The sequence below is a fragment of the Sphingopyxis sp. genome, from assembly GCF_050916055.1.
Lineage (GTDB): Bacteria > Pseudomonadota > Alphaproteobacteria > Sphingomonadales > Sphingomonadaceae > Sphingopyxis.
This window is the reverse complement of record NZ_CP051527.1, coordinates 2,222,547-2,239,957: the sequence shown is the minus strand read 5'-3', so window position 1 is coordinate 2,239,957 and position 17,411 is coordinate 2,222,547. Positions and strand designations below refer to the sequence as shown.

At 67.2% G+C, this 17,411-nt stretch carries 16 protein-coding genes; 10 read left to right on the top strand and 6 right to left on the bottom strand.

Annotated features, from left to right (window positions below):
• Nucleotides 1-2: 2 nt before the first annotated feature.
• On the bottom strand, nucleotides 3-920 hold the full coding sequence (locus HEQ22_RS10870) for an SDR family NAD(P)-dependent oxidoreductase (RefSeq protein WP_432767913.1): 918 nt from the start codon (nucleotides 918-920) through the stop codon (nucleotides 3-5).
• A gap of 105 nt (nucleotides 921-1,025) precedes the next feature.
• On the opposite strand from HEQ22_RS10870, the gene HEQ22_RS10865 reads away from it, so the two are divergent.
• Nucleotides 1,026-1,766 carry a helix-turn-helix domain-containing protein gene (locus HEQ22_RS10865; RefSeq protein ID WP_432767912.1) on the top strand — a complete coding sequence of 247 codons (741 nt, stop codon included), beginning with the start codon at nucleotides 1,026-1,028 and terminating at the stop codon, nucleotides 1,764-1,766.
• 80 nt (nucleotides 1,767-1,846) lie between these two features.
• Nucleotides 1,847-3,070, top strand: a complete 1,224-nt coding sequence (locus HEQ22_RS10860; protein WP_432767911.1) for an NAD(P)/FAD-dependent oxidoreductase — start codon at nucleotides 1,847-1,849, stop codon at nucleotides 3,068-3,070.
• Between the two features lie 2 nt (nucleotides 3,071-3,072).
• Here the strand turns inward: HEQ22_RS10860 and HEQ22_RS10855 are convergent, their stop codons facing one another.
• Complete coding sequence (locus HEQ22_RS10855; RefSeq protein ID WP_432767910.1) at nucleotides 3,073-3,708, bottom strand: DUF4126 domain-containing protein; 636 nt, start codon at nucleotides 3,706-3,708, stop codon at nucleotides 3,073-3,075.
• 103 nt (nucleotides 3,709-3,811) lie between these two features.
• On the opposite strand from HEQ22_RS10855, the gene HEQ22_RS10850 reads away from it, so the two are divergent.
• Nucleotides 3,812-4,609 carry an NUDIX hydrolase gene (locus HEQ22_RS10850; protein ID WP_432767909.1) on the top strand — a complete coding sequence of 266 codons (798 nt, stop codon included), beginning with the start codon at nucleotides 3,812-3,814 and terminating at the stop codon, nucleotides 4,607-4,609.
• 174 nt (nucleotides 4,610-4,783) lie between these two features.
• Entirely contained in the window at nucleotides 4,784-5,026 is a 243-nt protein-coding gene (locus HEQ22_RS10845) for a hypothetical protein (protein WP_432767908.1), read from the top strand.
• A gap of 229 nt (nucleotides 5,027-5,255) precedes the next feature.
• Here HEQ22_RS10845 and HEQ22_RS10840 read toward each other — a convergent pair whose 3' ends face one another.
• Complete coding sequence (locus tag HEQ22_RS10840) at nucleotides 5,256-6,122, bottom strand: carbon-nitrogen hydrolase family protein (RefSeq protein WP_432767907.1); 867 nt, start codon at nucleotides 6,120-6,122, stop codon at nucleotides 5,256-5,258.
• 86 nt (nucleotides 6,123-6,208) lie between these two features.
• Between HEQ22_RS10840 and HEQ22_RS10835 the strand changes: the two genes are divergently transcribed.
• Complete coding sequence (locus tag HEQ22_RS10835; RefSeq protein ID WP_432767906.1) at nucleotides 6,209-9,142, top strand: M16 family metallopeptidase; 2,934 nt, start codon at nucleotides 6,209-6,211, stop codon at nucleotides 9,140-9,142.
• A gap of 22 nt (nucleotides 9,143-9,164) precedes the next feature.
• On the opposite strand, the gene HEQ22_RS10830 is transcribed toward HEQ22_RS10835, so the two are convergent.
• Nucleotides 9,165-10,955 (bottom strand): cation:proton antiporter domain-containing protein, encoded by a 1,791-nt coding sequence (locus HEQ22_RS10830; protein ID WP_432767905.1) that lies wholly within the window; start codon nucleotides 10,953-10,955, stop codon nucleotides 9,165-9,167.
• A gap of 77 nt (nucleotides 10,956-11,032) precedes the next feature.
• Nucleotides 11,033-12,247: an NADP-dependent isocitrate dehydrogenase gene (locus HEQ22_RS10825; RefSeq protein WP_432767904.1), complete on the bottom strand. Its 1,215-nt coding sequence runs from the start codon at nucleotides 12,245-12,247 to the stop codon at nucleotides 11,033-11,035.
• 139 nt (nucleotides 12,248-12,386) lie between these two features.
• On the opposite strand from HEQ22_RS10825, the gene HEQ22_RS10820 reads away from it, so the two are divergent.
• Both HEQ22_RS10820 and HEQ22_RS10815 read left to right on the top strand, forming a co-directional pair.
• Nucleotides 12,387-13,121, top strand: coding sequence for a phosphatidylserine decarboxylase (locus HEQ22_RS10820; protein WP_432767903.1), 735 nt, complete (start codon nucleotides 12,387-12,389; stop codon nucleotides 13,119-13,121).
• Nucleotides 13,122-13,131: 10 nt separating this feature from the next.
• Nucleotides 13,132-13,905, top strand: a complete 774-nt coding sequence (locus HEQ22_RS10815) for a CDP-alcohol phosphatidyltransferase family protein (RefSeq protein ID WP_432767902.1) — start codon at nucleotides 13,132-13,134, stop codon at nucleotides 13,903-13,905.
• Here the strand turns inward: HEQ22_RS10815 and HEQ22_RS10810 are convergent.
• Complete coding sequence (locus HEQ22_RS10810) at nucleotides 13,889-14,152, bottom strand: hypothetical protein (protein ID WP_432767901.1); 264 nt, start codon at nucleotides 14,150-14,152, stop codon at nucleotides 13,889-13,891. The genes HEQ22_RS10815 and HEQ22_RS10810 overlap by 17 nt on opposite strands.
• Before the next feature lie 432 nt (nucleotides 14,153-14,584).
• Between HEQ22_RS10810 and rpsB the strand changes: the two genes are divergently transcribed.
• The 3 genes from rpsB (at nucleotide 14,585) to pyrH (ending at nucleotide 17,400) form a co-directional block, all read left to right on the top strand.
• The gene (gene rpsB, locus HEQ22_RS10805; protein ID WP_432767900.1) at nucleotides 14,585-15,487 is read left to right on the top strand and encodes a 30S ribosomal protein S2; all 903 of its coding nucleotides are present in this window, start codon (nucleotides 14,585-14,587) and stop codon (nucleotides 15,485-15,487) included.
• Between the two features lie 140 nt (nucleotides 15,488-15,627).
• Nucleotides 15,628-16,554 (top strand): translation elongation factor Ts, encoded by a 927-nt coding sequence (gene tsf, locus HEQ22_RS10800; RefSeq protein ID WP_432767899.1) that lies wholly within the window; start codon nucleotides 15,628-15,630, stop codon nucleotides 16,552-16,554.
• A 114-nt stretch (nucleotides 16,555-16,668) separates the two neighbouring features.
• Entirely contained in the window at nucleotides 16,669-17,400 is a 732-nt protein-coding gene (gene pyrH, locus HEQ22_RS10795) for a UMP kinase (RefSeq protein ID WP_432767898.1), read from the top strand.
• The last annotated feature ends 11 nt before the right edge of the window (nucleotides 17,401-17,411 follow it).

Here is a 17,411-nt window from a genome sequence, read left to right as displayed (position 1 = left end):
CCTCAAATCGGGTCATAGGGAAAGACGTGCGCCGACACTTCGTCGGCGCGCGCGAAGGCGGGGCGAAAGGCGGGGATCAGTTCGTCGGCGATCGCTTGCGGGGTCCAGCCTTCCAGCTTGGCCATCGACCGGATCGGGCGCGGCTTGGAAAACAGCATGATCTCGTTCTTGCGGACGCTGAAGATCTGGTTCGTCACGTCGCGCGACAGATCGGACGCGAGGTAGGACACCAGCGGTGCGATGCGGTCGGCCGACATCGACTGGAGGCGCGCGATACGTTCCTGTTCGGCGGGCGTCGTGGCGGGGATCGACGAGGTCATCCGGCTCCACGCAAAGGGCGCGATGCAGTTCGAACGCACCCCGACGCGCGCCATGTCGAGCGCGATCGACTGCGACAGCGCGACGACGCCCAGCTTCGCCGCCGAATAATTGGCCTGGCCGATATTGCCGATCAGCCCGCTGGTCGAGGTGAAGTGGATGAAGCTGCCCGACTGCTGCTCGCGGAAATAGGGTGTCGCGGCTTTCGAGACGTTGAAGACGCCGGTCAGATTGACCTCGATGACGCTCTTCCAGTCCTCGTAACTCATCTTGTGCCAGATGGTGTCGCGCAGGATGCCGGCGTTGTTGACGACGGCGTCGATGCGGCCGAAGCGCTGGACAGCATCCTCGACGATCGACGCCGCCTGCGCCGGATCGGCGACGTTGCCGAAATTGGCCGCGGCCTTGCCGCCGGCGGCGATGATGTCGTTCGCGGTCGTCTCGGCCGGCGCCGCGTCGCCGCCGTCGCCCGCCTGCGCGACGCCGGGATCGTTGACGATCACCGCCGCCCCTTCCGCCGCGCAGTGCAGCGCAAGTTCGCGGCCGATACCGCGCCCGGCACCGGTAATCGCGACGACCTTGCCGCCCAGGCATCCGCTCATAGCCGCTCTCCCGCTCGATTCGTGTTGATAGCGCGATATGCCAATCGCCGCATCATTTCAACATTCAGAATTGATTTTTCATCATATTGAAAATATCGCGAACAGATGACCGGTCCGGTGCGCTCCGTCTCGCAGGCTTTCGCCATCCTTCGCCTGTTGGGCGGGGCGGGGGCGTCGACGCTCTCCGATATCGGCCGCGGCGTCGGGCTCAGCCCGTCGAGCTGCCTCAACCTGCTGAAAACATTGGTTGCCGAAGGCGCGATCGAGCGCGAAGGCACCACCAAGCGCTATCGCCTGACCCGCCCGTGGCAGGCGGCCGAGGCGCTGCGCGATCATGCCGGGGCGCGGCTGGTCGAGCGTGCGGGCCTGCCGATGGAGGCGTTTGCGCAAGCGACCGAGGCGGCGGTGGGGCTGTGGAAGATCGTATCGCGCGACCGCATGCAACTCGCGGTGCGGGCCGAAAGCGACGCTGGGATGCGGCTCAGCCTCGCCGATGGCCAGCGCCAGCCGCTCGGCAGCGGCGCGGCGGGGCGGGCGATCGCCGCGATTCAGCGCGCGACCGATGCCGAGATGGCGCGCCGCTTCGCCCCGGTGCGCTGGCAAAGCGCGCTAAGCTTCGAAACCTACGCCCGTCAGGTCGCGGACGCTGCGGTGCGCGGTTATGCGATCGATCAGGGCTTCACGCACCGCGGGGTCTGGACGGTGGCCGCGGGGGTGCCGGGGGTCGCGCCGGGATATTGCCTGTCGGCGTCGATCGTCGCCGGATCGCGCAGCGAGGCAGAGATTGCCGCGCTGGGCACCGCGCTGATCGCGCTGCGCGACGAGTTGGCCGTTCCCGCCGGATAGCCAAAGTTTGTTGTGCGCCCGCTGCCCGCATGTCAGATGCGCCTGAAAATGCGGCGGTGCCGCACCGGGAGACGGGATTGATGAACTTCGATGTGGTGATCGTGGGGGCCGGGCACGGCGGCGCGCAGGTGGCGATCATGCTGCGCACCCAGAAATTCGAAGGGACGATCGCGATCATCGGCGACGAACCCGAACTGCCCTATGAGCGCCCGCCGCTGTCGAAGGAATATTTCGCTGGCGAGAAAGAATTCGAACGCATCCAGCTGCGCCCCGCCAAATATTGGGACGAGCGTGAGGTGACGATGTTGCTCGGCCAGCGCGTGGTTTCGGTCGATCCTGCGGCGCACAGCGTGACCACCGATGGCGGCGAAACGATCGGTTACGGCAAGCTCGTCTGGGCGACCGGCGGCGCCCCGCGGATGCTGCCGATCCCCGGCGGCGACCTGCCGGGCGTGCAGGGGGTGCGGACCCGCGCCGACGCCGACGCGATGAAGGCGGCGTCCGAAACCGCGCGCCAGATCGTCGTGATCGGCGGCGGCTATATCGGGCTCGAGGCCGCGGCGGTGCTCCGCAAGGCGGGCAGGAAAGTCGTGCTGCTCGAGGCGCAGGGCCGTGTGCTGGCGCGCGTCGCGGGCACCGAATTGTCGCGCTTCTACGAACGCGAGCATCGCGACCATGGCGTCGACCTGCGGCTCGGCGTCGCGGTCGCAGCGATCGAGGGCGACACCCATGTCACCGGGGTGCGTCTGGCGGACGGCGAGGTCATCGCCGCCGATCTCGTCATCGTCGGCATCGGCATCGTCCCGGCGGTCGAGCCGCTGATCGCGGCGGGGGCCGAGGGCGGCAATGGCGTCCTCGTCGACCGGCTGTGCAAGACCAGCCTGCCCGACATCTATGCGATCGGCGACTGCGCCGCGCACGAGAATGACTATGCCGAGGGGGTCGTGATCCGGCTGGAATCGGTGCAGAATGCCAACGACCAGGCCAATGTCGTCGCCAAGGGCATCGTCGGCGACGAAGCGCCCTATCATGCGATCCCGTGGTTCTGGTCGAACCAATATGACCTCAAGCTCCAGACCGCGGGCCTGTCGACCGGGCACGACCGCGCGGTGCTGCGCGGCGATCCGGCGACGCGCAGCTTCTCGGTTGTTTACCTGAAGGCCGGCAAAGTCATCGCGATCGACTGCGTCAATGCGACCAGGGATTATGTCCAGGGCCGGATGATCGTCACCGCCGGGCTGCGGGCGACGGCGGAGCAACTCGCCGATACCGAAACACCGCTCAAAAGCCTGCTGCCGGACTGATCCTAAGCCGGCGGGAGGGCGTCGGCGGCGGGCGCCTCGTCGCCCAGCGCCCGCTTGAGCGTCGCTTTGACGTTGCGGAGCAGGCGGCGCAGCGCGACGATCACCACCACCGCGGCGACCGCCATCAGCAGCGCAATGACGATCGCGAGCGGCGGAAAGGCGATGGCGAGCGCGAGCAGGCCGCCGGTCGCGACATCCTCGCCGGTCGATACGACGGCATTGCTATAGGGTTCGGGGCTGACATTGACGACCGCGCGCGTCGTCGCCTTGGCGCCGTGGCTGAGCAGCGCGCCGCCGCCGCCGAGCAGGAAGGCGATAACCTGCCACGCCGGATCGGACGAATCGACCAGCGCCAGCGCGAGCAGCGCCCCGCCGAGCGGTCGGATGACGCTGTGCACCGTGTCCCATGCCGAATCGACCCACGCGATCTTGTCGGCGAGGAATTCGGCGAGGGTGCCGACCAGCGCGACGCCGAGCACCCACGGGTTGGCGAGCACCTGCAGCGCCGCGAGATGTTCGGGCAGCGGCAGCCAGCCGAAATGCATCGCGATGCCGGTGGCGAGGATGGTCAGATAGAGTCGCCATCCAGCGAGCAGGCTAAGGCTGCCGGCGACGCCCAGAATCTCGACTATTCCCATGCCCTTGCTCCCGCGCTCCCGCTCGCGGCGCATCTTGCACCCGCCTCCGCCCGCCCGCAATGGTCAGATGACAAGCGCGCGCGGCGCGGTTATCGCCGGGGGCATGAGCGACGCGGCCCCATCACCCGAGCGACCGTCCGTGCTGCCCGCGGGCGCGATTCCCGCGGCAACGCTGGCCATCATGCGGCCTTCGGGCGATGCCGGTCCCGCCGAGATATTGATGGTCAAACGGTCGGCCACCATGGTCTTTGCCGCGGGCGCGGTGGTGTTTCCCGGCGGGCGGGTCGATCCCGACGATCATGTCGTGGCGGCGGCGCATGGCTTTGCCGACGACGATGGCGACGGCGCGGCGCGCGTTGCCGCGCTGCGCGAAACGCTCGAGGAAACCGGACTGGCCGTGGGCTGGCCGGGGCTGGCGGCCGGCGACACCGACGATGTGCGGCGCGCGCTGCTGGCCGAAACGCCGCTGTCGGGCATCCTGGCCGCGCGCGGCGACCGACTGGCGCTCGATACGCTGGTGCCGTTCGCGCGCTGGTGCCCCAATTTCAAGGAGGCGCGGACCTTCGACACGCGCTTCTATGCGATCGCCGCCCCCGACCACGAGCATGAACTGACGGTCGAGGAAGTCGAGCACAGCCACATCTTCTGGGCGAGCGCGCGCGAGACGCTGGCGATGGCCGACCGCGGCGAGGTGTCGGTGATCTTTCCCACCCGCCGCAACCTCGAGCGGCTGGCCCAGGCCGATGATTTCGAGTCTTTTTCCCAGCACGCCGCGGCGTTTCCGGTCGAACTGGTCACCCCGTGGATCGAGGATTGCGACGGCGCCAGCCATTTGTGCATCCCCGGCCATCTCGGCTATCCGGTGACCAGCGAGCCCTTTGAGCGGGTGCGCCGCGGGTAATTTGCGCGACGTGTGGAACCTTTTTTGCGCCCAAATATTGTTGGCTTGTCAATGGTTGAGGCAAAACGTGTTGCAATTGCGAACGGCTTTGCCTAGACAGGCGATGCAGAAGCGGCCCGGAGATGATTCTCTGGACCTGTTTCGAGAAGACTAACGATCCAGTGGACGGAGAATATGATGAACCTTCTGAAGAAAGCTGCGATCTCCCTCGCGGCAACGTCGATGATTGCAGCGCCCGTTGCGGCATCGGCAGCGCCTGCGGTTGCTTTTGACGGCACGCGCGCCACCTCGACTGTCGAAGGTGAGAGCGAACTGACCGGCAGCAGCTGGATCATCGCGATCCTCGCCCTGGCAGCCATTATCGGCGGCATCATCCTTGCCACCGACAACAACGACGACGCGCCGACCAGCCCGTAAGTCGTTACGACAAGATTTTCCAAAAGGCTCCGAGCTCCGCTCGGGGCCTTTTGTGCGTCCGGTGATTCGACGTCGCTGGGAACCGATGGCCCGAATCGGTGAATCGATACGCTAAAGCGGGATGACTTCAGTCAATCTCGTCATTGCGAGGAGCGAAGCGACGCGGCAATCCAGCGTGGCGAAACCCGCCCCGGATTGCTTTCGCCGGGCGCGCCGCAACCCTGACGCACTACAGTTCGATGTTGCGGATTTCGCGCGAGCGGGCGAGCGGGATGGCGCCGCGCGCGCGGTCGATCGCGTCGCGCCGCACCGGGGCCAGGCACAGCCGATAGTCGTCGCCCGGTTGCCCGGTGGCTTCGGCGACCACCGCGCCCCACGGATCGACCGTCAGGCTGTGGCCATAGGTGGCGCGGCCATCGGCGTGTGCCCCGGCCTGCGCCGCCGCCAATATATAACAGCCGGTCTCCACCGCGCGTGCGCGCAGCAAGAGGTGCCAATGCGCCTCGCCGGTCGACACGGTAAAGGCGGCGGGGACCGCGATCGCCTCGGCGCCGCGATCGACCAGCGCGCGATACAGTTCGGGAAAGCGCAGGTCGTAACAGATGCTGAGCCCCAGCCGGCCGATCGGCGTGTCGACGACGTTCAGCGCCGCGCCGCCGGCATAAGCCGATGATTCGGTCCAGTTTTCGCCCGATGGCAGGGTCACGTCGAACATGTGGATCTTGTCGTATCGCGCCCGGATGCTGCCGTCCGCCGCGATCACATGGCTGCGATTGACGCGCCGGTCCCCGGCGTCGGCGAGCAGCGGCATCGATCCCGAGTGGAGCCAGATCGCGTGGCGCCGGGCCATCGCCTGCAGCGCTGCGGGCCACGGCGAGTCGGCCTCACGGACGATATGCGCCGCCGAACGCATCCGGTCGCGGTCGAGCAGCAGTGACATTTCGGGCAGGAACGCCATCGCCGCGCCCGCCGCCGCGGCCTCGCCGAGCGCGCGGTCGATCGTTTCGAGGTTCGCTGCCGGATTGATCCCGCTCGTCATCTGGACGAGCGCGGCGACGGGGGCAGGGGCGGGCGGGCGCGCGGTATCGGAGGCCATATCGCTGGCTAAGCCGATGCGCGGCGCAGGACAAGCCGCGCGACAGTTCAGTGGCCAGCAAGGTTCGAAGGCGATAAGATGGACCGATGGTCCATTCCCCCGCGCCGACGCCGCTTCGCCTTGCCCGATTCGTCCTGCCCGCCTGCGCCGCCGCCGCGGCCTTCCTCCTCGCGCCCGCATCAGGGGCGCAGGATGCGTCGGCCGGTTCGACGACAGGCGACAGCTGGCTCTATGCGGGCAGCGACATTCCGCGCGATACCGCGTGGCAGTTCGGGACGCTGCCCAATGGCGTCCGTTACGCGGTGCGCAACAACGGGGTGCCGCCGGGGCAGGTGTCGATCCGGGTGCGGATGGATGTCGGGTCGCTGTTCGAAACCGACAAGGAGCGCGGCTACGCCCACCTGCTCGAACATCTGACCTTCCGCGGGTCCGAACATATTCCCGACGGCGAAGCCAAGCGTATCTGGCAGCGGTTCGGGGTGACCTTCGGCAGCGATTCGAACGCGCAGACGACCCCGACGCAGACGGTCTACCAGCTCGACCTGCCGAGCGTGACCCCCGCGAACCTAGACGAGAGCATGAAATTGCTCGCCGGCATGGTCCGCGAACCGCGCATTTCGGAGCTCGCGGTGACGGCCGAGCGGGGCGTCGTGTCGTCCGAACTGCGCGAATCCGACGGGCCGCAAAAACGCATCGCCGATCAGACCACCGCGCATCTGTTCGCGGGCCAGTTGCTCGCCGACCGCTCGCCGATCGGCACCGTCGCCTCGCTCGGCAGCGCCGACGCGGCAACGGTCGCTGCCTTCCACAAGCGCTGGTACCGGCCCGAGCGCGCCGTGGTGGTGATCGCGGGCGATGGCGACCCCGCCGAATTCGCGCGGCTGATCGCCAAATATTATGGCGACTGGCGCGCCGAAGGCCCGCCGCCGACGGCGCCCGATTTCGGCGATCCCGACCCCAAGGCGCCCGTCGCCCGCGCAATCGTCGAGGCGGGGCAGCCGCTGGCGCTGACCCTCGCGATGATCCGCCCGTGGCAAAAGCGCATCGACACGGTCGAAAACACGCGCCGCCTCTACCTCGAATTCATCGCCCAGGCGCTGGTCAACCGGCGGCTGGAAAATCGCGCCCGCAGCGGCGGCAGCTATCTCGTCGCGACGGTCGATCAGGAATATATCAGCCGCACTGCCGACCTGACGATGGCGCAGATCGTGCCGCTGACCGACTGGAAGGCGGCGCTCGCCGACGTCCGCGGGGTGATCGCCGACGCGGTCCAGACCCCGCCGTCGCAGGCCGACATCGACCGCGAGACGAACGAGATCGAGGCGTTCCTGCGCAAGGAGCTGGAAAATGCGCGCAACGAACCGGGCGCGCGGCTCGCCGACGATCTGGTGCGCGCGGTCGACATCGGCGAGACGGTGACGACACCGCAGGGACAGGTCGATATGTTCGCCGCGATCCGCGCCTCGGCGACCCCGCAGGTGATGCTCGACGTCAGCCGCGCCGTGTTCGCCGCGCCGGCAACGCGCGTCGTGCTGACCTCGCCGACCGCGGTCGCGGGAGGCGACGGTGCTCTGCTCGCAGCGCTCGCCGCCCCCGCCAAAATCCGCGACGAACGGCTTGCCTCCGCCGCGGCCGATTTCAAGCAGCTGCCGCCGATCGGCAAACCCGGAACCGTGGCGTCGGCCAGCGCGATCACAGGGCTGCGCGCCGAACGGATCACCTTTGCCAACGGTGTGACCGCGCTGGTGTCGAACAACCAGATCGAACCGGGCAAGGTGCGCGTCAACGTCCGCTTCGGCGCCGGCAACCGCAGCGTCGCGGCCGACGCGCCGAACCTGCTGTGGACCGGCGATTATGCGCTGATCGCGAGCGGGATCGGGCCGTGGGGGCAGAATGAGATCGATCAGGCGACCAATGGCCGCCAGATCCAGCTGAACTTTGCGATCGACGACGATGCGTTCGAGCTGTCGGCCGAAAGCAAACCCGCCGACCTCGCCGACCAGTTGAAGCTGATCGCCGGCAAGCTCGCCTTTCCGCGCTGGGACGCCAACCCGGTCGAACGGCTGCGGGTCGGCTACCTGACCGGTTACGAGCTGAACGATGCCACCCCGAATGCGGTGCTCGACCGCAATTTGCGCGGCTGGTTGACGGGCAACGACGCGCGCTGGTCGCCGCCCGACAAGGCGGCGATCGAGGCGCTGACCCCCGCCGCCTTCCGCGCCTTCTGGGAGCCGCGGCTCGCCAGCGGGCCGATCGAGGTCCAGCTGTTCGGCGACATGGCGTCGATCGATTATCGCAAGGTCCTCGCCGAAACGCTGGGTGCGCTGCCACCGCGCCCGCCGCTGGCGCCGGCGAGCGGCCAGACGGTCGCCTTCGCCAAACCCGCCAAGACGCCGGACATCGCCTATCATCGCGGCGAACAGGGACAGGCTGCGGCGATGACCGCATGGCCGACCGGCGGCGGCCTCGCCGCGCCGCGCGACGCGCGCGGGCTCGAAGTGCTGGCGGCGGTGTTCAACGATCGCCTGTTCGACCGGCTCCGCGCCGAACAGGGGGCGAGCTATGGCCCCGTCGTCGACAGCCACTGGCCGACCGGCTTCGATGGCGGCGGCTATCTGCTGGTCGGCAGCCTGCTGGCGCCGAAGGACATCGATCGCTTTTATGGCATCGCGCGCGATATCGCCGCCGACCTCGTCGCCAATCCGGTCACCCCCGACGAGCTGGCGCGCAACGCCGGGCCGATCCGTGAACAGGTGACCCGCGCCTCGACCGGCAACGTCTATTGGATGTTCCTGCTGGAAGGCGCGACCCGCGATCCGCGCGTCGCCGCCGCGGCGCTGACCATCCAGGACGACATCGCCAGCGTCACCGCCGCCGACGTTCAGCGGCTGGCGCGCCAATATCTGACCCCGAACCGGCAATGGTCGCTCGCCATCCTGCCGCAAGGCATGACGCTGGCCGATGCGTCGGCGCTGGATGTACCGGCAGCGGCCCCGGCGGCGGCGGTGGGCGGGCGCTGAAGGAAGCGCCTCCGCGGGCGGGTCAGCTGCGCACGCCATCCTCGCTGCGCGGCGGCGCCGTCTGCAACTTGCGGATCCGCGGTTCGCGTTCGAGCTGGCCCTTGGTCATGATGTCGTGGCGCATCTTGGCGCGCACGTCGTGGATCGACGCGATCACCGGTCCCATCGCGACGCCCAGGTCGATCAGCACCGCCTCGGCCAGTTGCAGCGAACTTTCGAGCGTTTCGGGCACCGCGTCGCTGGCGCCCGCCTGATACAGCGCGGCGGCATGGTCGGCGTCACGGGCGCGGCTGATGATCGGCAGGTCGGGAAATTTCAGGCGCAATTGCTTGGTCATTCGCAGCTGCTGGACCGGATCGTCCATCGTCAGCACGATCGCGTCGGCACTTTCGATCCCCAGCTTGTCGAGGCTGCCCTGCCGCGCGACATCGGCAAAGCGCACCTTGAAGCCGTCGCGCCGCGCCATCGCCACGCTGTCGATATTGGCATCGACCGCAATATAGGCGCGGCCATGCTCGCGCAGCAGTTCTGCGACGGTGCGCCCGACGCGGCCGAAACCGACGATGACGGTGCGCGCGGTGGCGGGTTCGTCGACCGGGGTGTCGTCGCTGCGCATCTCGATCCGCCGCGCCATGTCGTGGCCGATGCGCGCAAGTAGTGGCGTGATCGTCAGGCCGATGGCGGTAACCAGCTGCCAGAAGCTCGCGGTTTCGGGATCGATGATGCCGGCGGTCAGCGCCGCGGTGAGCACGATCAGCGTCGTTTCCGACGGGCTGGCCATCAGCAACCCGACCTCGGCGGCGGTGCCGCGGCGGGCGCCCGAAAAGCGGAGCAGCAATGCGGTCACCACCGCCTTGACCGCGATGACGCCGACGACCGCGGCGATCAGCAGCGGCCATTGTTCGGCGATGCTCTTGAGATCGAGCCCCATGCCGACGCTGATCAGGAACACCCCGAGCGCGAGCCCCTTGAACGGCGCGGTGATCGCCTCGACCTCGCCATGATATTCGGTTTCGGCGATCATCAGGCCGGCGAGCAGCGCGCCGACGATCGGCGACAGCCCGACCGTCGCGGTGGCGAGCGCGGCGACGATGACGACAAGCAGGCTGGCGGCAAGGAAAAGTTCGGGGTCTTTGGCGCGCGCCGCCTGCGCGAAGATGCGCGGCAGCAGGAACCAGCCGGCGACCGCGAGCACCGCGACGACCAGCACCCCCTGCCACAGGGTGGTGAGCAGCAGTTCGGTGTTGTCGCCCGCGGGATTGGGCGCGAAGGCGCCGAGGATGAAGATGATCGGAACGATCGCCAGGTCTTCGAACAACAGCATCGAAAAGGACGCCCGTCCGACCGCCGATTTGGTGCCGACCATCGGCAGCACCAGCGCGGTCGAGGATAGCGCGAGCGCGATGCCGAGCCCGAATGCCGCCGGGGTCGACAGGTCGCCGAGCAGCCACAGGCCGCCGCCGAGGATCGCGCCGCCGAGCAGCAGTTCGGCCGCGCCGACCCCGAACACCAATTTCCTCAGCTGCCACAGGCGGCGGAACGACAGTTCGAGGCCGATCGAGAACAGCAGCATGATGATGCCGAATTCGGCGAACAGCGCGATGTCCTCGGTAGAACCGATCGTGACGTGCTTCAGCCACGGATAATCACCGGCCAGCGACCCCAGCCCCGACGGCCCGACTAGCAGCCCGACGAGGATGAACCCGATCACCGGCGGCAGGCGAAAGCGCGCGAACGCGGGGATGACGATGCCCGCCGCGCCAAGGACCACCAGCGCATTGCCGATGGCGGAGGTTTCTGTTTCCGATACCATAGGGGCCGACCTTATGCAGGCCGGCCCCGGTTGGCTAGATATCTATCTCAACTAAAACGCCAAAGTATGAACGCGGCTCAGCCGCCCATCTTGGCTTCCAGATTCTCGACGATCGCCTCGAAGAATCCTTCGGTGGTCAGCCAGTTCTGGTCGGGACCGATCAGCAGCGCCAGATCCTTGGTCATCTTGCCGCTTTCGACCGTCGCGACGCAGACCTTTTCAAGGTCGTCGGCAAACTTCACCAGTTCGGCATTGTCGTCGAGCTTGCCGCGGTGCTTTAGCCCGCCGGTCCAGGCAAAGATCGACGCGATCGGGTTGGTCGAGGTCGCCTTGCCCTGCTGGTGCATGCGGTAATGGCGGGTGACGGTGCCGTGCGCGGCTTCGGATTCGACCGTCTGGCCGTCGGGGGTCATCAGCACGCTGGTCATCAGGCCCAATGAGCCAAAGCCCTGCGCGACGGTGTCCGACTGGACGTCGCCGTCGTAATTCTTGCACGCCCACACGAACTTGCCCGACCATTTCAGCGCCGATGCGACCATGTCGTCGATCAGGCGATGTTCGTAGACGATGCCCGCGGCGTCGAACTGAGTCTTGAATTCGGCGTTGAACACTTCTTCGAAAATGTCCTTGAAGCGGCCGTCATAGGCCTTCAGGATCGTGTTCTTGGTCGACAGATACACCGGCCACTCGCGGGCCAAGCCATAGTTCAGGCTGGCGCGGGCGAAGTCGCGGATCGAATCGTCGAGGTTGTACATCGCCATCGCGACGCCCGACGAGGGGAACAGGAACACTTCCTCGTCGATGACCTTACCGTCCTCGCCCTCGAACACCAGGCGCAGCTTGCCGGGGCCGGGAACGCGGAAGTCGGTCGCCTTATACTGGTCGCCGAACGCGTGGCGGCCGACGACGATCGGGTCGGTCCAGCCGGGGACGAGGCGGGGCACGTTCTTCATCACGATCGGTTCGCGGAACACGACGCCGCCCAGGATGTTGCGGATCGTGCCGTTCGGCGACTTCCACATTTTCTTCAGGCCGAATTCCTCGACCCGCTGTTCGTCGGGGGTGATCGTCGCGCATTTCACGCCGACGCCATATTTGGCGATCGCATTGGCGGCATCGACGGTGATCTTGTCGTCGGTCTGGTCGCGCATTTCGATGCTGAGATCGTAATAATGCAGGTCGATGTCGAGGTAGGGAAGGATCAGCCGTTCGCGGATCCACTGCCAGATGATCCGGGTCATTTCGTCGCCGTCGAGTTCGACGACCGGGTTGGCTACCTTGATCTTGCCCATGCGTTCAGCCTTTATCCTTGGGGAGTCGGAGTTGCAGCGGGCCTTAGGCAAAGCGGCGCGATTGATCAACCGCCGTGGTGGAACCCGCCGGGGCGCTTATCCATTGTCAGGGTCAGGTCCGCCCCCTAGGAAGATAGCCATGTCCACAACCATCTCTTCCAATCGCCCCGGCGGCGGCATCAAGTGGCGCTGGCCCTCGATCCACCCCGAAGGTCGCAAATTCCTGCTGATCGCGGGGATCGTCACCCTTTGCTTCTGGCTGCTCGGCTGGGAAATCGCCGGTTGGCTGATGCTCGGCGTCACCATCTGGGTCGGCACCTTCTTCCGCGATCCTGTGCGCATCACCCCGACGAGCAGCGACATCGTCATCGCGCCCGCCGACGGGCTGGTCACCCAGATCGCCGAAGTGCCGCCGCCGCCCGAAATCGCCGGACCCGACGGGCTGGGCGATGCGCCGATGCTGCGCGTGTCGATTTTCATGAGCGTGTTCGACGTCCACATCAACCGCACCCCCGTCGCGGGCGCGCTGCGCAAGCTGGTCTATATTCCGGGCAAGTTCGTCAACGCCGACCTCGACAAGGCGAGCGAAGAGAATGAGCGCCAGCATTTCGTCGTCGAGCGCGCCGACGGGGTGCGCATCGGCTTCACCCAGATCGCCGGGCTGGTCGCGCGGCGCATCATGCCGTTCGTCAGCATGGGCAGCGTGCTGACGACCGGGCAGCGCGTCGGGCTGATCCGCTTCGGCAGCCGCGTCGACGTCTATCTCCCCGCCGGCACCACCCCGCAGGTGCTGCTCGGTCAGCGCACGCTCGCCGGTGAAACGGTCGTCGCGCGGATCGGAACCGCCGACACGATCGACGGCATCGGTCAATAGGAACAGCACCATGGCAGAGGACGAACGAGTGCCGGCCGACGCCGCAGGACGCCGCATCGGCGGCATCAGCCTGCGCGCCTTTGCGCCCAACGCGATCACCGTCCTGGCGCTATGCTTCGGCCTGACCGGGGTCCGCTTCGCGATCGGCGGCCAATATGATTATGCCATCGCCGCGGTGATTTTCGCCGGCGTGCTCGACGGCATGGACGGGCGCATCGCGCGGCTGCTGCGCGCGCAGAGCAAGTTCGGCGCCGAACTCGATTCGCTGTCCGATGTTATCGCGTTCGGCGTCGCGCCGGCGATGATCCTGTTCCTGTGGTCGCTGACCGACGCGCCGAAGTTCGGCTGGACCGCGGCGCTGGCGCTCGCGGTGTGCTGCGCGCTTCGCCTCGCGCGGTTCAATTCACGCATGGACGCCGATTTCCAGCCGCACAAATCGGCGGGGTTCATGACGGGCATTCCGGCGCCGGCCGGCGCGGGGCTGTCGTTCGTCCCGGTCTATCTGTGGCTGGTCACCGAAAATCCGCTGTTCCGCGAATGGTATGTCGTGATGCCGTGGGCGCTCGCGGTGGCGATGTTGATGATTTCCGCGATCCCGACTTTCAGCTGGTCGTCGATCCGGCTGCGCCGCTCGTGGCGGCTGTTCGCGCTGGCGGGGATTGGCCTGCTCGGCGCGGCGCTGGTCACCGCGCCGTGGCTGACGCTGCTGGCGGTCTCCGCGCTTTACGTCGTGGTGCTGCCGTTCGGCATCGCCAGCTACGCGAAGGTCAGGCGGCGCGGCTGAGCTGCGGACGCGTCGCGACGGCGGCGCGCAGCGGGCGCGGGGCATCGCGGCGGGCAGCGATACGGCGCGGCGTCACGGCCTGCGGCGACGGACCGGCGGTGGGCGCAGCGGGGAAGGGGAAGGCACCTTCGCCGAGCAGCGCCGAGAGAATCGCATTCTCGTTATTCTTCAGCATGGCGAGGATCACGGTGATGCCGAGCCCTGCGGCAACGGCGAAGAGGAGAGCGGCAGCGACCTGAACCATCATCTTGTCCTTCCGGTTTCTGTGTGCGAAACCCTGTCCACGGGACGATTTCGTGACGCAATTCGTTCCATGTTCCTGTTTTGTTCTCAAGTGTTTTGCGACGAACCGAGTCGCTTTGTCGTCGGATCGATGTGTGGGCAAGCCCTGTCAGATCCTCCTTGTGGCGCAGCCATGGGGAGGGGGACCGTTCGCGAAGCGGATGGTGGAGGGGCCGCTAAGGTAGCGCCAAAGCCCCTCCGTCAGTCCTTCGGACTGCCACCTCCCCATCGCTGCGCGACAGGGAGGATTTGATCATCCGCCCCTTGCGTTTCTGCCGCAACCGGTTTAACGGCCCGCCCATTCCACATGGAAGGCGCACATAAACCGGTGCCGGGATCGTCCGCTTGCGGAACCCGGTTCTTGCTTTCCAGAGGACCAACCGGAAGGAGAAAGACTATGGCGGCCCCTGTCGTCACGATGCAGAATCTTATCGAGGCTGGCGCCCACTTCGGCCACCAGACCCACCGCTGGAACCCGCGCATGAAGCCGTATATCTTCGGTGCGCGCAACGGCATCCACATTCTCGACCTGTCGCAGACCGTGCCGCTTTTCGCGCGCGCCCTCGAATTCGTCGCCTCGTCGGCGGCGTCGGGTGGCAAGGTCCTGTTCGTCGGCACCAAGCGCCAGGCGCAGGGCCCGATCGCCGATGCGGCGCGCGCCTCGGGTCAGCATTTCGTCAACCACCGCTGGCTGGGCGGCATGCTCACCAACTGGAAGACGATCTCGAACTCGATCAAGCGCCTCAAGACGCTTGAGGAACAGCTTTCGGGCGACACCTCGGGCCTCACCAAGAAGGAAGTGCTCAACCGCACCCGTGAACGCGACAAGCTCGAAATGTCGCTCGGCGGCATTCGTGACATGGCCGGCATTCCCGACGTGATGTTCGTGATCGACGCGAACAAGGAAGAGCTGGCAATCAAGGAAGCCAACGTCCTTGGCATTCCCGTCGTCGCGATCCTCGATTCGAACGTCTCGCCCGACGGCATCGCTTTCCCGGTTCCGGCGAACGATGACGCCGCGCGCGCCATCCGCCTGTACTGCGATGCGATCGCCCAGGCGGCGACGCGTGGCGGCCAGCAGGCCCGCGTCGATCGCGGCGAAGACCTTGGCGCCGCGGTCGAGCCCGTCGCCGAAGCCGCGCTGACCGAAGAAGCGGCTCCCGCCGCCGAAGCTGCCGCGCCTGCGGCCGAGCAAGCTCCGGCTGCCGAAGCGGCGCCCGAAGCCGCTGCCCCGGCGACCGAAGACGAACAGGTTCCGCCCGAAGCGGCTGCGGAAACCGAACGCCAGAGCGACGCATAACGCGCGCTGCCGATGACGGGACGGCGCGTTGCATCCTGCACGCGCCGTCCCGGTCATCGTTCTGACTTATCGCGCCGCCATTTGCGCGGCGACGTCGCAGGCCGCGCTTGCGGACTGCGCCACTTTGGAAAGGATCACCCATGGCTGAAATTACGGCCGCTCTCGTCAAGGAACTGCGCGACCGCACCGGCGCCGGCATGATGGACTGCAAGAAGGCGCTCGCCGAAAACGGCGGCGACATCGAGGCATCGATCGACTGGCTGCGCACCAAGGGCCTTGCCGCCGCCGCCAAGAAGGCCGGCCGCGTCGCCGCCGAAGGCCTGGTCGGCGTCGCCACCGACGGCACCCGCGGTGCGATGGTCGAGGTCAACAGCGAAACCGACTTCGTCGCCAAGAACGAACAGTTCCAGGGCTTCGTCCGCGACGTGACCAACGTCGCGCTCGCCGGCAACCTGACCGACATCGACGCGCTCGGCGCCGCGGCCTATCCGGCCGGCGGCACCGTCACCGAAGCGCTGACCCAGAACATTGCCACGATCGGTGAAAACCAGTCGCTGCGCCGCAGCGCGATCATGTCGGTGAACTCGGGCGTCGTGACCGCCTATGTCCACAACGCCGCCGCCCCCGGCATGGGCAAGATCGGCGTGCTCGTCGCGCTCGAATCGACCGCCGGCGCCGACGTCCTCGAACCGCTGGGCAAGCAGCTGGCGATGCACGTCGCCGCCGCCAACCCGCTGGCGCTGAACGGCGACGATCTCGATCCCGAACTCGTCGCCCGCGAACGCGCGATCGCCGAGGAAAAGGCCGCCCAGTCGGGCAAGCCCGCCGATATCGTGTCGAAAATGGTCGACGGCGGCATCGCCAAGTTCCGCAAGGAAAACGCGCTGTTGTCGCAGCTGTTCGTGATGGACGGCAAGACCCCGGTCGCCGAAGTCGTCGCCGCCGCCGGCAAGGATGTCGGCGCGACGATCACGCTCAAGGGTTTCACCCGCTTCCAGCTCGGCGAAGGCATCGAGAAGGAAGAAAGCGATTTCGCGGCGGAAGTCGCGGCGGTCGCCGGCGTCTAAAACAAAACGCGGAGTTGCGGCGCTCTGGCGCGGCAGTCCGCTTGGCAATGGCGCGCACTCTGACTAGGGTGCGCGCCATTCGCTTATCGAGTGGTTGAAAGAGGTTCCCCCGTCATGGCACTGCCCGGCATGAAACGCATCTTGCTGAAACTGTCGGGCGAGGCGCTGATGGGATCGACCCCCTTCGGCATCGACCCCGAAACCGTCGCCAGCATGGCCGCCGAGGTCAAGGAAGCGAAAGACCGCGGCCTCGAAATCTGCCTCGTCATCGGCGGCGGCAACATCTTTCGCGGCATGGCGGGCGCCGCCAAGGGCATGGACCGCGCCCAGGCCGACTATATGGGTATGCTCGCCACCGTGATGAACGCGCTCGCGATGCAGAACGCGCTCGAACAGCTCGGCGTCCAGACGCGCGTCCAGTCGGCGATCGAAATGGACAAGGTGTGCGAACCGGTGATCCGCCGCCGCGCCGAACGCCACCTCGAAAAAGGGCGCGTCGTGATCTTTGCCGCCGGCGTCGGCGCCCCCTATTTCACCACCGACAGCGGCGCAGCGCTGCGCGCCGCCGAAATGAAGTGCGACGCGCTGCTGAAAGGCACCAGCGTCGACGGCGTCTATAACGCCGATCCGAAGCAGGACCCGAGCGCGGTGCGGTACGAGACGCTCGGATACGACCGCGTCCTCGCCGACAATCTGAAGGTGATGGATGCGAGCGCGGTGGCGCTGTGCCGCGACAACCATATCCCGATCGTGGTGTTCAATATTCGCGAGGCGGGCAATCTGGCGCGGGTGCTGGCGGGCGAGGGTGTCTCGACCGTCGTCAGCGACGCCGCCGGACGCGCCTGAACGCCCCAAGC

Excerpts from the sequence above, each read along its gene's own strand:
- HEQ22_RS10870 (WP_432767913.1), bottom strand. The coding sequence starts at position 920 with ATGAGCGGATGCCTGGGCGGCAAGGTCGTCGCGATTACCGGTGCCGGG.
- HEQ22_RS10865 (WP_432767912.1), top strand. The coding sequence starts at position 1,026 with ATGACCGGTCCGGTGCGCTCCGTCTCGCAGGCTTTCGCCATCCTTCGC.
- HEQ22_RS10860 (WP_432767911.1), top strand. The coding sequence starts at position 1,847 with ATGAACTTCGATGTGGTGATCGTGGGGGCCGGGCACGGCGGCGCGCAG.
- HEQ22_RS10855 (WP_432767910.1), bottom strand. The coding sequence starts at position 3,708 with ATGGGAATAGTCGAGATTCTGGGCGTCGCCGGCAGCCTTAGCCTGCTC.
- HEQ22_RS10850 (WP_432767909.1), top strand. The coding sequence starts at position 3,812 with ATGAGCGACGCGGCCCCATCACCCGAGCGACCGTCCGTGCTGCCCGCG.
- HEQ22_RS10845 (WP_432767908.1), top strand. The coding sequence starts at position 4,784 with ATGATGAACCTTCTGAAGAAAGCTGCGATCTCCCTCGCGGCAACGTCG.
- HEQ22_RS10840 (WP_432767907.1), bottom strand. The coding sequence starts at position 6,122 with ATGGCCTCCGATACCGCGCGCCCGCCCGCCCCTGCCCCCGTCGCCGCG.
- HEQ22_RS10835 (WP_432767906.1), top strand. The coding sequence starts at position 6,209 with ATGGTCCATTCCCCCGCGCCGACGCCGCTTCGCCTTGCCCGATTCGTC.
- HEQ22_RS10830 (WP_432767905.1), bottom strand. The coding sequence starts at position 10,955 with ATGGTATCGGAAACAGAAACCTCCGCCATCGGCAATGCGCTGGTGGTC.
- HEQ22_RS10825 (WP_432767904.1), bottom strand. The coding sequence starts at position 12,247 with ATGGGCAAGATCAAGGTAGCCAACCCGGTCGTCGAACTCGACGGCGAC.
- HEQ22_RS10820 (WP_432767903.1), top strand. The coding sequence starts at position 12,387 with ATGTCCACAACCATCTCTTCCAATCGCCCCGGCGGCGGCATCAAGTGG.
- HEQ22_RS10815 (WP_432767902.1), top strand. The coding sequence starts at position 13,132 with ATGGCAGAGGACGAACGAGTGCCGGCCGACGCCGCAGGACGCCGCATC.
- HEQ22_RS10810 (WP_432767901.1), bottom strand. The coding sequence starts at position 14,152 with ATGATGGTTCAGGTCGCTGCCGCTCTCCTCTTCGCCGTTGCCGCAGGG.
- rpsB (WP_432767900.1), top strand. The coding sequence starts at position 14,585 with ATGGCGGCCCCTGTCGTCACGATGCAGAATCTTATCGAGGCTGGCGCC.
- tsf (WP_432767899.1), top strand. The coding sequence starts at position 15,628 with ATGGCTGAAATTACGGCCGCTCTCGTCAAGGAACTGCGCGACCGCACC.
- pyrH (WP_432767898.1), top strand. The coding sequence starts at position 16,669 with ATGGCACTGCCCGGCATGAAACGCATCTTGCTGAAACTGTCGGGCGAG.